7 protein-coding genes, 1 tRNA gene and 2 pseudogenes are annotated in these 15,914 nt (G+C 66.3%); 8 read left to right on the plus strand and 2 right to left on the minus strand.

What is annotated here, in order from left to right; all coding sequences use genetic code 11:
- Positions 1–124: 124 nt before the first annotated feature.
- The 3 genes from SM611_RS27655 to SM611_RS27665 all read left to right on the plus strand — a co-directional run bounded on the left by SM611_RS27655 (position 125) and on the right by SM611_RS27665 (position 9,330).
- Positions 125–2,146 (plus strand): LamG domain-containing protein, encoded by a 2,022-nt coding sequence (locus SM611_RS27655; protein ID WP_371953098.1) that lies wholly within the window; start codon positions 125–127, stop codon positions 2,144–2,146.
- Between the two features lie 95 nt (positions 2,147–2,241).
- The gene (locus SM611_RS27660; protein ID WP_371953099.1) at positions 2,242–8,775 is read left to right on the plus strand and encodes an RHS repeat-associated core domain-containing protein; all 6,534 of its coding nucleotides are present in this window, start codon (positions 2,242–2,244) and stop codon (positions 8,773–8,775) included.
- A 3-nt stretch (positions 8,776–8,778) separates the two neighbouring features.
- A complete protein-coding gene (locus tag SM611_RS27665) occupies positions 8,779–9,330 on the plus strand; it encodes a hypothetical protein (protein WP_371953100.1) in 552 nt (183 codons plus the stop codon).
- Positions 9,331–9,465: 135 nt separating this feature from the next.
- On the opposite strand, the pseudogene SM611_RS27670 reads toward SM611_RS27665, so the two are convergent.
- Positions 9,466–9,726, minus strand: a pseudogene (locus tag SM611_RS27670) (transposase family protein); the annotation flags it as partial.
- A gap of 107 nt (positions 9,727–9,833) precedes the next feature.
- Here SM611_RS27670 and SM611_RS27675 point away from each other — a divergent pair.
- From SM611_RS27675 to SM611_RS27695, 5 genes and pseudogenes are all read left to right on the plus strand, one after another.
- Positions 9,834–10,765: pseudogene (locus SM611_RS27675) on the plus strand (IS5 family transposase).
- 591 nt (positions 10,766–11,356) lie between these two features.
- On the plus strand, positions 11,357–12,298 hold the full coding sequence (locus tag SM611_RS27680) for a hypothetical protein (protein ID WP_371953101.1): 942 nt from the start codon (positions 11,357–11,359) through the stop codon (positions 12,296–12,298).
- On the plus strand, positions 12,295–13,185 hold the full coding sequence (locus SM611_RS27685) for a TRM11 family SAM-dependent methyltransferase (RefSeq protein WP_371953102.1): 891 nt from the start codon (positions 12,295–12,297) through the stop codon (positions 13,183–13,185). The genes SM611_RS27680 and SM611_RS27685 overlap by 4 nt, the downstream gene beginning before the upstream one ends.
- Before the next feature lie 427 nt (positions 13,186–13,612).
- Positions 13,613–13,864, plus strand: coding sequence for a DNA-binding protein (locus tag SM611_RS27690; protein WP_371953104.1), 252 nt, complete (start codon positions 13,613–13,615; stop codon positions 13,862–13,864).
- Positions 13,865–13,872: 8 nt separating this feature from the next.
- On the plus strand, positions 13,873–15,483 hold the full coding sequence (locus SM611_RS27695; protein ID WP_371953105.1) for a tyrosine-type recombinase/integrase: 1,611 nt from the start codon (positions 13,873–13,875) through the stop codon (positions 15,481–15,483).
- Between the two features lie 307 nt (positions 15,484–15,790).
- On the opposite strand, the gene SM611_RS27700 is transcribed toward SM611_RS27695, so the two are convergent.
- Positions 15,791–15,864: transfer RNA gene (locus SM611_RS27700), tRNA-Arg, on the minus strand.
- Positions 15,865–15,914 lie beyond the last annotated feature (50 nt).

The following is a 15,914-nucleotide window of genomic DNA, read 5'->3' on the forward strand; positions in this document are numbered from 1 at the left end:
GGTGAGACGGTGTGGGTTGTGGTGATCAACCCGTCTACCAGGGGCTTCTCTGCGTCCAAAGGGAATCCATCAACTCGCGATCATGCTGTGATCAACCAGCCCGCCCGAGGATGAAAAAGGGTCCATGTACGCCAACCCAGGCACCAAGTGCCTGCCCAGTAGCCAGGCTAAGATAGTCAATGACTTCTCCATCCTGTACGCCTATCTGAAAGATCCCGACGACGAGGACAAGCAAAAGGTGCAGGGGCAGTTCACGCTGCATTGGGCGAACAATCCGGACGGTTCGGACTGGGGCCCGAAATGGACATCAGGTTTGGTGGGGCCGAAAACGACGGGCAGCAGATTCGACATGTCGGTGCCTCCGTCGATCCCTGAGGGGACGAAGATCGGTTGGGGGGTGCGTGCCTGGGACGGTGAGCAGTGGGGACCGTGGAGTTACGACGGCGCGCAAACGGGCTGCTATTTCTATTACGAACCGGCCAAACCAGGTGATCCGACGATCACCTCGACCGACTACCCTCAGGACGGCGCGGACCACGGTGGCGTGGGCCAGGCTGGAACTTTCACCATCTCCGATCCGGCAGGTGTCGCCGACCGGTTCGAGATCATCTTGAACGATGAGCCGGTGACCACGGTGCAGACCACCGCCGGCGCGGCGCAGCAGGTGCAGCTCGCGCCGACCCGGACAGGCCAAAACGTCCTGACGGTGCAGGGACTGGCGCCGTCGAACCAGGTCGGCCCGGTCGTCTCTTACGAGTTCCGCGCGAATGCCGGCTCCGCCCCGCTGGCCACCTTCAAGCTCGACGAACCGGCCGGCGCCACTAACTTGCAAGCGGTGACCCGCGAGGGTGAGCCGGTTGTCTCGGCGGCTGTGCATGGAGGCATGACGACGGGCGCCGTCGGCCACGTCGATCGAGCGGCTCAGTTGGACGGCTCTACAGGATATGCCTCCACCAGTGAACCGCTGATCGATACAAGCAAAAGCTTTGCGGTATCGGCGTGGGTTCACTTGAACGGTGACGACCGCACCCGAACTGTCCTCAGCCAGGACGGGGAAAACAAAAGCGGTTTCTATCTGAAATATGAGCCGGCTACCCAGAAGTGGGTACTGTCCATGGTTGAGTCAGACTCGTCCGGCATGACCGCCTACCAGGCGTACTCGCCCCGCAAGGCGAGGTTCAACGCCTGGACCCACCTCACCGGAGTGTACGACCACACGAAGAAGAGACTGCAGATCTATGTCAACGGTGAGCCGGGAACCCCTAGTCCGATAGTTCCCGCGGCATGGAACGCAACCGGCGGCTTCCAGATCGGACGCAGCCTCTGGCTCAGCCAGCCCGCCGACCACTGGCCGGGACTGGTCGACGATGTACGCGTCTACGACCGGATCGTCGGTGCGGACGAAGCCGAGGGCATGGTCACCGAGCACCCGGTCCTTAGTTCCCGGTGGATGCTCAACGTGGACGGCCAGGCGGATCCGTACCCCCCTTTGGCCCCCGGGCTGGTGTTCCACAACGGTGCGTCCCTCGATGCTGATGCCGGGCTGGGGTGGGGCACCTCGCCCGCTGGGCTGATGCTGGCCGCTGACAAGGCGTTCGCTGAGACCCCCACGCCGCCGGTACGGACGGATGAGAGTTTCACGATCGCCGGTTGGGTGCGCAACACCGGACGCCCACTGCAGGGGGCCACGGTGTTCTCCCAACCCGGCGCCCAAACCAACGCTTTTGCATTGCGATATATGCCCGGTGAAGATCCTGAGGAGCAGGGCGGTTGGCAGGTTGTCATGCGCAACTCCGACGATGCGGCCGCCACGCCGCTGCTGGCTTCCCATTCCAACTTCCAGTTGGGGGAATGGGTCCATGTAGCGGTGGTGCACGACGCGCTGCGCCAACGGATCAGCCTCTACGTCAACGGACAACTCGACGCAACCTCCGACGGGGTGTCGCAGGAGGACGGCGTGCTGCCCTTCGAGGCGAAGAACAATGGCGGTCTGCAGGTCGGCCGCAACAAGTTCGGCGCAGCCGACGGAACCGAGTTCTGGCCGGATGCGATCGATGACGTGTGGGCTTACCAAGGTGCGCTCACGCCGCAGCAGATCGCCGGCCTTGCCGTCGACATGGAATTCCCCGCCCAGATCGGGCCTTAGCGGCTCGCCCGGCCGCTACTGGGTCGCGGCCGTTCCCGGCAAACCCGTCTTGGACTTCGATGCATGCCGAGCGTGCCCGTTTGAGGGACCGCCCTGTGGAGGACGTCGTGAAGGCTGGCCGAGTAAACTGCCGTCACCGGACGCTGATTATGGAACCGCGCCGATCCGCGCGCGCGGTGGCGACCGTGATCGCGGGGGCACTAGCGGCCGGACTGGTGTCGGTGCCACCGGCATTGGCCGACCCGCCGAACTCCCAGAGGCCGAAAGTCGAAGCCAACGAGCGGGTCGTGGACGGCCACCCTGTGAAGGCTCGCCCGCGCAAGACAACTGCGGTGAAGCCGGGCCCTGCGGCGAAGGCGGCGTGGCCGGCGCCTGGAGCCGCTGAGGTCAGTGTGCCTGTCAGCGCAGCGGCGGAATCCGGAGACCGAACCTCGGGCACCACGGCTCGGGCGGGCAAACTCCCAGTAGAGATCTTGGCGCCTGCCGGACGGCGGTCTTCCGAAGGTTCTGCGCCGCAGGCGCAGCGTGTGCGGGTACAGGTGCTGGACCAGCAGGCGGCTCGCAGGACAGGTGTGGACGGCTTGGCGTTCACCGTCGCCCGTACCGATGCAACCGAGCCGGGGCGGGTGAAGCTTCGACTGGACTACGGGGCATTCACCCAGGCATACGGCGGCGCTTACGGAGCACGGCTGCGGCTGCTGGAGTTGCCGGCGTGCGCATTGACGACGCCGGACAAGCCACAGTGCCGGACATCCAAACCGGTGCAAGCCAGGAATAACGGCGCGGCCAAGACGCTGACGGCCGAGGTCGAGGCGGCCCCCGCCGCGGCGGCGGGACAGGGCGCGACACTGTTGGTCGCCGCAGCCGGGACTGACAGTTCACAAGGCGATTACGGGTCAACTTCTCTGGAAGCGTCGGCGACCTGGAATGCCGGTGGGAACGGCGGCGACTTCTCCTGGTCGTATCCGATACGGGTGCCGCCCGTGCCCGGCGAGTTGACTCCGCAGGTCGATATCTCCTATTCATCGGGCAGCGTGGACGGACGGACCGCCAACTCCAATGGGCAGCCGTCATGGCTGGGCGAAGGCTTCGATCTGTGGCCGGGATACATCGAGCGACGCTACAAAGGTTGCAAGGACGACGGGGTTCCCGCTGACAGCGGGGGCAACTACCCCGCGGATCAGTGCTGGGGCTATGACAACGCCACCGTCACCTGGGGCGGCAAGGGCGGAGAGCTGATCAAGGCGTCCGACGGCACCTGGCGGCTCAAGGATGACGACGGCACCAGATTCGAAAAGCTCACCGATTCCTCGAACGGCAACGGTGACCAGGACGGCGAATACTGGAAGGTCACCACCACCGACGGCATCCAGTACTTCTTCGGCCTCAATCGCCTCCCTGGCTGGACGGAAGGCAAACCGGAGACCAACTCGACCTGGACCGCCCCGGTGTTCGGTGATGACTCCGGGGAGCCGTGCCATGAGTCGACTTTCGCCGCGTCCTGGTGTCAGCAGGCCTACCGCTGGAACCTGGACTACGTCGTCGACCCAGGTGGGAACGCGATCAACTACACCTACGGCCAGGAGACCAACCACTACGGCCGCAACCTCAAGGCCGCCGACGAAACCCCGTATGTGCGCGGCGGCTATCTGAAGACGATCTCCTACGGGCTGCGCAAGGGCGCCCTGTTCGCCAAGGCACCGGCCCAGGTCACCTTCAGCACCTCCGAACGCTGCATCCCGAACGACACTTTCGACTGCGACCCGTCCAAGATCGGAAGCAACCCCGACAAGTGGTGGGACGTCCCATGGGACCTGCACTGCGATGCCGGGCAGGAATGCAAGGACACCCACGGCGCGCTGGCGCCGACATTCTGGTCCCGCAAACGACTCACCCAGATCACCACCCAGATCCTCAAGGACGACGGATCGGGCTACAGGCCGGTGGACTCCTGGTCGATGAACCACTCCTGGGGACTTGCCGACATCGAACGTGACCTGCTGCTGGACGACATCCAGCACACCGGCCACGCCGCCGACGGATCCACGACCACGCTGCCGAAAGTCACCTTCAACCCGGTCCAGATGGACAACCGGCTGGACAAGACCGGCGACGACATCCCGCGTTATGTCCGTTACCGCGTCGGCGCGATCTATGACGAGTCCGGCGGGCAGATCGATATCAACTACTCCGACCCGGACTGTTCCCTAAACGATCTGCCGACACCGGAGACCAACTCCACCCGGTGCATGCCGGTGATCTGGACACCGCCCGGCCGCGAAGACCCGATCACCGACTGGTTCCACAAGTACGTGGTCACCTCCGTGATCCAAACCGACCGCACCGGCCTGTCTCCCGACATGGCCACCAAATACGAATACCTGGGCGGCGCGGCCTGGCACTTCGACGATGATGACGGGCTCTCCAAGGAGAAATACAAGACCTGGTCACAATGGCGCGGCTACGGTCACGTCCGCACTCTCACCGGTTCCTACAACACCCCCTCCGCCCAAGCCGACACCTACTACCTGCGCGGTATGGACGGCGACCGTGAAACCAAGTCCGGCGGCACCAAATCGGTGACCGTCTCCGACGGCGAGGGCGGCACCCACACCGACCACAACGCGCTGGCGGGGTTCACGCTCAAGACCGTCCAGTACACCGGCCCAGGCGGCAGCGTCCACTCCAAAACGGTCAACACCCCATGGCGTGTCCAGACCGCCTCACGCACCCGGTCGTGGGGAACCACGACAGCGAACGTGACCGCCACCGACACCTCCCGAACCTGGACCGTCAAAGACGGCGGCGGCTGGACCGAGACCAAGACCGACAACACCTTCGAAGACTCCGGCCCCGGGGTCGGCAGGGTCACCTCAGTCAACGACCTGGGCGACACCAGCACGCCCGCCGACGACAAGTGCACCCGCACCGACTACGCCGACAACACCGGCGCCTGGATGGTGAAGTTCTCCTCCAGGCTGGAGACCGTCTCGGTCGCCTGCACCGCCACCCCTGAGCGCCCTGCCCAGGTTCTCTCCGACGTGCTCACCTACTACGACGATGGCGCACTCGGAGCCGCCCCGTCCAAAGGCCGCACCACCAAGGTCGAAAAACTCGCCGGCTACGACGGCGCCGCCCCCAAGTACGTCGCTCAGACCGCGACGGTCTATGACGACTACGGCCGGGCCACCAAAGTCACCGACGCCGCCGACCAGATCGCCACCACCGCCTACGTCGACACTCAGGGCCTCAACACCCAGATCACCACCACCAGCCCGCCCGCCAAACCAGGCGATTCCTCCACGGCACTGACGACGGTGCAGTACCTCGACCCCGCATGGGGCGTCCCGGTCACCACCATCGACCAGTCCAACCTAGGACTTCGCACCGACTACGCCTACGACCCACTCGGCCGGCTCATCAAGGTATGGCTGCCCAACCAGTCCAAAGCCAACGACCGCAACCCCAACTACGAGTACGAATACCGCGTCACCGAAAACCAGATCGTCGCCGTCACCACCCAGACACTCACCGCGACCGGCGCGCAGCGGGTATCGGGAATCAAGCTGCTGGACGGGTGGCTGCGCCCCCGCCAAGCCCAGGTACCCGGCCAGTCCGGACGCCTGGTCAGCGACACCTTCTACGACGACCGCGGCCAAGTCGTCAAAACCTACGCCCCCTACGCGGCCGAGGGAGCACCAAGCCCCGAACTGTTCGGCATCGGAACCCCCGGCCAGGTCGAGACACAAACCCGCACCGAATACGACGGACTGGGCCGCAAGACCGTCGAGAAACTCACCACTGGCAACGGCTCCCAGCCCGACTCCGAACTGTGGCGCACCACCTACACCTACGGCGGCGGCAACCGCACCTCGATCACTCCACCCGCCGGCGCGACCCCCACCGCCGAAATCACCGACGCCCGCGGCCAAGTGATCGAACGCCGCCAATACAAGGCCGCCACCCCGACCGGCGACTACGACGCCACGCACTACACCTACAGCCCAGCCGGACTGCTCACCGAGGTCACCGACCCCTCCGGCAACACCTTCACCACCACCTACGACCTCCTCGGCCGCAAAACCACAACCACCGACCCGGACGCCGGCACCACCACCTTCACCTACGACGACCTGGACCGCGTGGTCTCCACCACCGATGCGCGAGACAAGAAGGTCTTCACCACCTACGACGGCCTAGGACGTAAGACCGCCACCCACGCAGGCACAGCCGACGGCCCTCTCCTGGCGTCCTGGACCTACGACACCGTCGCCCGCGGCAAGGGCAAACTCGCCACCGCCACCAGACACACCGGCGACGGCGACTACACCAGCACCGTCCGCCACTACGACGAGCTCGGCCGCGCCGACAAGACCGCCCTCACCGTTCCCGACTCACAAGGACCACTCGCCGGCCGCTACCTGTTCTCCACCCAGTACGGCCTAGACGAAACGATTCTGGGGCAGTCGCAACCAGCCGCCGGTGGCCTACCGGCCGAAAGCATCACCTACCAGTACGACGACCTGCTGCGCCCGACCAGCCTGACCGGCGCCACGAGCCCGACCGATCAGACACCCTACGTCAACGACGTCGTCTACTCCCCGACTGACAAGATCAACCTGCTCGAACTCGGGCCCGCCGACAAACACACCTGGCAGACCTTCACCTACCAGTACGGCACCCAACGGCCGGCCACCGCCCGCACGTCCCACCAAGGCGTACAAGGCGACGACCGCTACGCCACCTACCACTACACCGACGCCGGCACCATCACCTCGATCACCGACGTCTCCCGCGACGGCACCGACAACCAATGCTTCACCCACGACCACCTCCAACGCCTCACCCAGGCATGGACCCAAGGCACCACCGACGCCTGCGCCACCGAACCCACCGCCACAGTCATCGGCGGCCCGGCCCCCTACTGGCACAGCTTCACCTACAACACCGCCGGCAACCGCACCGGCGAAACCCGCCACGGCATCGGCGGAACCGCCGACACCACCCGCACCTACACCTACGCCCCCACCGGACAAGGCAACCGCCTCAACCAAGTCACCCAGAACGGTCCCACCGGCCAACGCACCGACACCTACACCTACGACGCGGCTGGCAACACCACCAAACGCGCCATCGACGCTAGCCCCACCAACACCGGCCAGACCCTGGAATGGGACACCGAAGGCGAACTGTCCAAGGTCACCGAAAACGGCAACGACGTCACCTTCGTCTACGACACCGACGGCAACCGACTTCTCCGTAAAGACCCCGCCGGCGCCACCCTCTACCTCCCCGACGGCACCGAACTTCGCGCCCTCGGCGGTGCCCCCACCGCCACCGGCACCCGCTACTACACCTTCGCCGGTCAGACCGTCGCGATGCGCACCCCCGACGGCACCATCACCCACCTGGCCAGTGACCACCAGGGCACCGCCCAGATCGCCGTCAACACCACCACCCAGCAGACCGCCGTCCGCCGCTCCACCCCCTTCGGCGGTATCCGCGGACTCGACGACGACGCCACCTGGCCCAACGACAAGGGCTTCCTCGGCGCCACCAAGGACCCCACCGGACTCACCCACCTCAGCGCCCGCGAATACGACCCCGACACCGGCCGCTTCATCTCCGTCGACCCCGTCCTTGACACCGCCGACCCGCTGCAGATGAACGGCTACACCTACGCCAGCAACAACCCCGTCACCCACAGCGACCCCTCAGGCCTCCGCGTCGACGGCTGCGAAGTCAACCACGACTGCAGCAAAACACCGAAGAACGCACCCAAAGGCTCCCAGCGCTGCGACAGCTACTGCGGCCCCACCACCCCCCACTTCGGAGCCAAACCCGGCGGAGACCGACTGGCAGCACCCGCACTCGGCCACGCGCTGCCACGAAAGACCTACGAGCATCTCCTCAACCTCGGCTACCGCGGCAGTCAAGACTTCACCCTCCGAGACGCGATCGCCTTCCTAGGAGCCGGCCTAGACGACAACCAATGGGACGGTTTCTGCCGAACCGTCAACGCAAGCGCCCAAAGCCTCTGCGCCCACAACCCCTTCACCGGCCACGACACCACCGACTCCGGCCTCAAACAAGCCCTCGTCATCGGCGGCATCACCACCGTCGTCACCGCCGGCCTCATCCTCTGCGCAGCCGGAGGCTGCGAATCCGGAGCCTTCCAAGCAGCCGGACTCGCCTGCGCCCGCTCCGGCCTATGCCTCCGCGCCATATCCGGAGCCATGACCGCCGGAGGCGCCATCAGCAGCGGCTACGGAGCCGGAGAAACCCCCATCGGAGCACTAGGGGTCAGGCCCGACATCGGCACTAAGCTGGAATACTTCTTCGGAAACGCCACTGGATCAGCTCACAACATCGAACGAACTGGTACCATGGCCAGTCAACTTAACCGGATTGGGATTGGAGATAACGCAACAGGGCGTGCACTTTTTTCCAAGCATCTTGATGAAGTGTTCAATGATCCCAATTCTGTGGTGCGAGTCCAGGAGAATGGGCGAACAGTGAGAGAGGGATTGCTGAAGGGTCCTGATGGTATGCTCAAAACAGAGACGGTCTGGGACGGAAACCGTTTGATTACTGGAAACCTATTTGGGTCAAATTCAAGATATCGATGAGAGGTGTCGATGCTCGTTATATCGTTCGACAGTGGTGCGATGGCTTGCTCGATCTGGTCGAGCCCGGGAGAGGCGCGCATCGGATGTTTTTCTGACCTGGAGATTGCAAATGAGTACGGATCGGGTTCGGGTCCCGTATTCGTCTTTTCCCAGACTGATGTTGGTGGCGACAGCGATCAGAGAGCGGCCGTGGGAATTCGAGCGGATTCGGAATTTGAATCTCCCGTAATTCTTGGGCGTGAATGGGGTGGGGCATATTGGATTGGATGCAATTCGAGCCTTTATCGAATATGGCCAAGCATGGTGATCGATCGAGAGATTAGCCTTGAATCTCATTTTGGCAACCTGCGACTCATTTCCGAACTCGGAAAGCTAATCGTCTTGACAGAGGTTGGCGTTTTCGCTGTGCGAAAGAATGGTGATGTTGACTGGCGGGTGGATTTGGACATTATTACTGACGTGCGTTGGGAGAGCGGTAGCGTGGTAATCTCCCAAATGGATGGTCCGCAGGTTCGCGTGGACCTCCGAAGCGGGCGGGCGGTGTCACATATCTGACTAATTGACAAATCACCCGAAACAGTAGTGAGCAGAATGGTAAATTCATAACATGCTGGACCGGCGGCAATAGTCCTCTATAAACTCCCGGCGTGCTGATAAGACCGGCGGAAGACCCAACGCCGTGAACCTTTTTCAATCTGCGTTGAGCTCGCGGTTCTGGAGGACGTGGATGGCCTTGGCCAGATGACCGGCCCGGTGCGGGCAGCAACGTAGCTTGGTCAGGATCTTCCAGCTCTTGAGCTGGGCGTTGGCGCGTTCACCCGGTCCGCGGAGCTTGGCGTGGGAGCGGTTGGCGTCCTTGAGCGGCTGGGGCTTGTCCTTGCCCTTGTAGGGCGTCTTGACGTGCGGGCCGGCGCCGACGTAGCCCTTGTCGGCCAGCACCAGGAACCCGGAGGCGGGTCTGTCCAGTTAGGGCCTGTTCGTAGTCCGGATCAGTTGCCGCTGGTCACAATCGAGTGATTCACCCACGCTGGATCGGGGGCGGGCGGTATCACCGGTGCATGACGCGTGGTGATGTGACCGACACAGAGTGGGAACTGATCGAGCCCCACCTGCCGCTGGGAGCGTCCGGACCCATCCCTGACCTGCGTAATCAGTTCAACGCGGTGATGTGGAGGTTCCGGACCGGCAGCCCGTGGCGGGACGTGCCCACCACCTACGGCAACTGGTCGACGATCTACGACCGGTTCCGGGCCTGGGCAGGCCAGGGGGTCTTCGAGAACCTGATGAACGCGATGATCGAAGAGGCCGCAGCCCGGGGCGATGTCGACCTGGACCTGGTCAGCGTGGACTCCAGCGTCTGCCGCGCACATCACCACGCCGCCGGCATGGTGGTCGCGCCCGAGCGGCTGGAGGAGCTGGAGCAGGCCGTGGCCGAGGAAAAGGGGCTTCACCAAAAGGGCAAACCGGGCCCGTAGACCAGCGGCCCTGCGACGAGCCCGACCCCGAACGGCAGCGGCGGCGCCGGGTACGCCGGCGCCGCAAGGCCCGGCTGAAGGCCGCTGAGCTGGGCCGGTCCCGAGGCGGGCTGACCAGCAAGATGCACCTGTCGGCCGACCGGCGCTGCCGTCCGCTGTCGATCGTGCTCACCCCCGGGCAGGCAGCCGACAGCCCACGCTTCATCCCCGTCATGGACAAGATCCGGGTGCGCGGCCCGGTCGGCCGCCCCCGCACCCGGCCGGCCGCGGCCGCCGGCGACAAGGCCTACTCCTCCCGCGCCAACCGCAAGAAGAAGGGACGACGCGGCGGCCGCCCGGTCAGCCACGACACCGAGCTCTACAAAGACCGCAACACCGTCGAACGCTGCATCAACAAGTTCAAGGAATGGCGAGGACTGGCCACCCGCTACGACAAGACACCCGACAGCTACCAGGCCGGACTCCACCTGCGCGGATGCGTCATCTGGCTGCGCAGCCTCCCACCCCTTCCATGATCTGAACTACGAACAGGCCCTAGGCCGCCCACTACTGCGGCTGCTCTTACCGCGGGTTCGGTCGGGCCACTCCCGGATGAGTCGATGGAGGGTTTGGTGCGAGTTCCTGCGGGTGCGCATGGCAGCGTCTCCAGAACGTCGATCGATGGAATCGGCTGCCAGTCGTGCGATCAGCGGGAGAACGGCGCGGCCTCAGGCTGCGGGTGTCCTCCTTGACGGGACACGTGAGACGGATGATTGCGGCGGGGACCGGGTTTCTGACCGTCCGCCCGAGGTCCGCGCCGTTCCCCGGTGATCTCGACTGGCACACATGAAGCACCGCCGAACAGGCCCGAATTCACAGTCGGCCGACATCCTTGATCAAGTCTTGTACCGCCCAGAGGACGATTCGCGCACCTGAACGCCTCGGCGAGCCCCGAGCCGGTAGGCGTTTCCGGCTCCTCCAAGGCCCGCAGGGCAATGAGCGCCCGGTCATGGGCCGATCGGCAGTTCTTGACCAGATCATGAACCGGCCGATCATGAAAACCGGGCCCCTCGGCGGTGCTTTATCGGTGCACGGGGATCGGGTGGCCGTCTCGGGTCACCCAGCACATGAACCACACACCGTCCAACCCGAACTACCCGCCCACCAGCAACAACCGGCCCAACGGCGAGCGGCGCATGGTCCCGCTCACCGTCTGGCTGTGCCCAGACCCTCACACCCGGGACCAGCCGCCTGGACCGGGCGCCCGCTCGAACCGGGGAAGGCCGGTCCCCGCGATCTGCGTCCAGCACCGCCAGACCATCGGGCGCGAACTGGCCCAGCACCTGATCAGTACCTGCACCAGCCCAGGGGCGCTGGTCGCCGAAGGCTTTACCACCAGCGAAGCCACCCTGATCACGGCCGCCCGACTCGACCGGCGCGCCATCGCGCTGGTCCCGCACTTCCCGCTCGCCCAGCACATCGGCACCCGGCTCCGCGCCACCCTCGACCAGCAGCAGCTGACACGAGTGCAGATGCGCCCCGTCCGGCCCGACCAGATGGCCAAGGGCCTGGCCGATCACCTCGGCCAGGTCTCCCTTGTCATCGGCGCACCACCGCCGTACGAGACCGGCGGCCACAACCCGAAGCGAGGCTCAGGAACAGGTTGCCCGGCGTGCCGGGCCGACCTGTGGATGCTCACCAGCGAGCAACTCGGACTGTTCCTGGCATCGGCGTGGCGGGTGCTGGCACCCGGCGGTGTCCTGGCCGTCATCACTACGGCCCGCCATCAGGCTGGACGCCTCATCGACCCGGCGCCGCGCATCATCCGCCACGCCCAAAGCCTCGGATTCCGCTACGTCCAGCACGTCATCGCGCTGCGCGTCCCGATCGAGGGCGACGCCCTGGTCGTGCAGGCCGGCCCCACCGACCTCGCCCAACTCCGCGACACCCGCTCCAGCGCCCTGCCACCCACGGTCGGCGTCCACGCCGCGGTGTCGCTGTTCAAGAAACCTCAAAAGCCCGCGGGCCCACCTGGTCCCGACAGCCCGTCGTGCGGGGGGACCCGATGAACCACGAAGAACTCTCCCGCGTCCAGGTGTTGCCGTCGGTGCTGGGGACTGGACAGCGCCCGTCCCGGCTGCAGCGCCAGGGACGTTACACACCCGAGTCGATGCGCCATCCAGGCAAGATGCTGCCGGCCATCGCCGCCACCGTCATCAAGGCGTTCAGTCGCCCCGGAGACCTGGTGGTCGACCCGATGTGCGGGATCGGCACCACCCTGGTTGAGGCCATCCACCTGGGACGCGACGCCGCAGGCGTGGAGTACGAGCCCGATTTCGTCCACCTCGCCCTGGGCAATCTGAGGCTCGCGCACTCCCAGGGGGCTACAGGGACTTCTCACCTGGCCTGCGGAGACGCCCGCAACATTGCCATCATCTACCGGGCCCTGCACGGGAAAGCCGCGCTGGTGCTCACCTCACCACCGTACGGATCACGCACCCACGGGCAAATCCACGTCGGACGCGACAACGGCGGCGGAAAGATCGACAAACGCCACCATCGCTACTCCACCGACCGCGGAAACCTCGCCCACCAGCCCCTACCCGGCCTGCTGGCCGGGTTCGGGCAGATCCTGGCCGGCAGCGCCACCCTGCTGCGGCCCGGCGGGGTGATCGGGGTGACCGTCCGCCCGATCCGGGTGAAGGGCGAGCTGATCGACCTGCCCGGCCAGGTCGTCGAGACCGCCCAACGCCACGACCTTGTCCTGACCGGCCGCTACGCCGCTCTCCTGGCGGGGTTGCGCGATGGCGGGCTGGTCAACCGGGCCTCCTTCTTTCAGATGCTGGAAACCCGCCGCGCCCGCGACCGAGGCATTCCCGCCTGCGCCACCGCCCACGAAGACCTCCTGCTCTTCCAACCAGCCACGCTCACCGATCTGCCGGAGGAGACCCGATGACCAACCATCGGCACCACAAGCTGGCAGGGCGCGAGCGGGTCCTGGAGATGCTCGCCATCCTCCAGTTGGGCGTGTGCGGACGATGCGGACGCGCCCGCTACGCCACCCGCCGCACCGCCCGGCACGCCGCCCGCATCAGTGCGCCCGGCGCCCGGCTTCGGGCTTACCGATGCGGCGACGCCTGGCACCTGACCAGCCCGCCACGGCACCCGCAGCGCATCACCCCGCCCGTGACTCTCGTCCAGGGTCTGCGGGCCGACGGGGCGGGGCTTGACCGGCTGGCCGGAGGCGAGCGTGCATACCGGTGCTTCGGCCCCGGACAGTCCGATGCCCCACATCCTGCAGCGCACAGGTCCGGGCGCCGGAGCGGACCCGATCCGCTGGCAGACGCCCCCAGCACCCCAACGCCCCCGCCGTCCCACGCGGCGTGCGGGGGTGGGCGGTGAGGCCGGGGCTGACACCGGCGGAGATCCGCACGCTGCCCGCCGTGGTGGATCTGGTCACCGCGGGGCGGGCGCTGGGAGTTGGGCGCACCAAAAGCTACGAGCTGGCGCGCACCGGGCGGTTCCCCTGCCCGGTGCTGCGCGTCGGCCGCAGCTACCTGGTCCCCACCACCGGCCTGCTCACCCTGCTCGGCCTTAACGACACCGCCGGACAGCCCACACCAGAAAGCGAGTGAGACACCGGATGCCTGCCGGAACCACCTACAAGGCGTGCGGCTGCCGCACCCCGGACGGCCGGGGACTGCTCAGCAAATGCCCCAGGCTCCGCCGCAAGGGCGGCTCCTGGAGCCCGACCCACGGCAGCTGGTACTACCAGTTCGAACTCCCGCCCCGCCCGGACGGCACCCGCCGGACCCCGATCCGCCGGGGCGGGTTCACCGGCCAGGACGCCGCCGAAGCCCAGATCGGTCGGCTGCACGAACTGCTGGCCATCAGCGCCGACGCCGAGGACCGCGACCGGATCGCCGACCTCATCACCACCACGCTGAAGAAGGACAAGCGGCTCCCGATAGCGGAGGAGGTGCGCCGCAAGATCCGCACCGGGCAGGACCTGGAGGTCGCGATCACCACGGGGGAGTGGCTGCAGACCTGGCTCGCCGGACGCAAAGGCCTGCGCAACGGCACCCTGCGCAGCTACCGCACCCACATCGTCACCCACCTGAACCCGGTCATCGGCCACATCCGCCTGGACCGGCTCCGCGTCGCCGACGTCCAAGCGGTGTTCGACGCCATCGACGAACGCAACGAGGTGATCATCCGCGCCCGCCAGTCCGGCGACCTCGGCCTTCGGGCACGGGTGAAGGGCTGCCGTGTGGTCGGTGCGGCGACCATGCACCGGATCCGCGCCACCCTACGCGCGGCCCTCAACCAGGCGATCCGGGAACGGCGCATCGACCTCAACGTCGCCTCCCTGATCGAATTGCCGTCGGGCCGCCGCCCCAAGGCGCTGGTGTGGACACCCGAACGCGTCCGTGAATGGCGCCACGCCCGAGAAGTGTTCATCGAGGCCAAGAGCCGCAGCCGCTCGGACAGACCAGACGGGCAGGGGCGCAGCGGACGCGTCAAACCGATGGACGCCTACGTCAGCACACCGCGGCCCTCACCGGTCATGGTGTGGACACCCGAGCAGACCGGTACCTTCCTCGACCGCGCCGCCCGCCACCGGCTGCACACCCTCTACCACCTCATCGCCTTCCGCGGCCTGCGCCGCGGCGAAGCATGCGGACTGCGGTGGGCCGACGTCGACCTGGACGAAGGCACCATCCGGGTCGGATGGCAGATCACCCAGAACGGCGGCCACACCGAACAAGGCCGCCCCAAATCCGAAGCCGGAGAACGCCAGGTCACCCTCGACCAGCACACCATCAAACAACTCACCGCCCACCGCGCCCGCCAGAACCAGGAACGCCTGGCCGCAGGCGACACCTGGAACGACACCGGATTCGTCTTCACCCAACCCGACGGCGACCCGCTGGCGCCCATGTCCGTCTCCGAGCAGTTCCTGCTGCTGGCCATGGAGGCCGGACTCCCGCCCGTCCGGCTGCACGACCTGCGGCACGGCGCCGCCACCATCCTGCTGCGCGCCGGACACGACCTCAAAGTCGTCCAAGAGACCCTGGGCCTGTCCTCGATCACCATCGCCTCCGACACCTACACCAGCGTCCTACCCGACCTGGCCCGCCAATCCGCCGAAGACGCCGCCGCCGTCATCCTCAACGCCCGCACCCGAACCGAACCCGACGAAACGACAGTACCGGGCCGTGTCGTCCACCTAGTGGAAACGTCGAGCCGATGACCAGCCGAGGCTGAACGTCGGACTCTTGGGCCCGGGGTCCGCATCCGAACCGAGGAGGGATGTGGGCCCCGGGTGCCTGTCGCAAGGTCCGATGGGCGGGCCGAAGCCTCACAGCCCCCGCCCAGCCGCGGCCCTCGCGGACGCGTCAGCGCACCGGCCAAGAGCCGTCCGCACCGGTGATCAAGCGGGTCGAAGGGGGGCCCAGCGACAGGGGGCGTGACAGCCGAGCAAACATCGAGCAAACAGGGAGGCATATCGGACAGAATTGTGGATCTTGGCAGTGGTAAGACTGCAGGTCAGACGGGGGCGCGCCCGGCAGGATTCGAACCCGCGACCGTCGGATTAGAAGTCCGATGCTCTGTCCAGCTGAGCTACGGGCGCTCGGCGCCCGGCGGGACGCCGGGACACAGTGTAAGGGTGCGGGTCGTTCA

It is taken from the genome of Actinomadura monticuli (assembly GCF_041463655.1).
Taxonomy (GTDB): Bacteria; Actinomycetota; Actinomycetes; order Streptosporangiales; family Streptosporangiaceae; genus Spirillospora; species Spirillospora monticuli.

Coding starts and splice junctions, on each gene's coding strand:
- SM611_RS27655 (WP_371953098.1), top strand. CDS start 125: ATGTACGCCAACCCAGGCACCAAGTGCCTGCCCAGTAGCCAGGCTAAG.
- SM611_RS27685 (WP_371953102.1), top strand. CDS start 12,295: ATGAACCACGAAGAACTCTCCCGCGTCCAGGTGTTGCCGTCGGTGCTG.
- SM611_RS27680 (WP_371953101.1), top strand. CDS start 11,357: ATGAACCACACACCGTCCAACCCGAACTACCCGCCCACCAGCAACAAC.
- SM611_RS27695 (WP_371953105.1), top strand. CDS start 13,873: ATGCCTGCCGGAACCACCTACAAGGCGTGCGGCTGCCGCACCCCGGAC.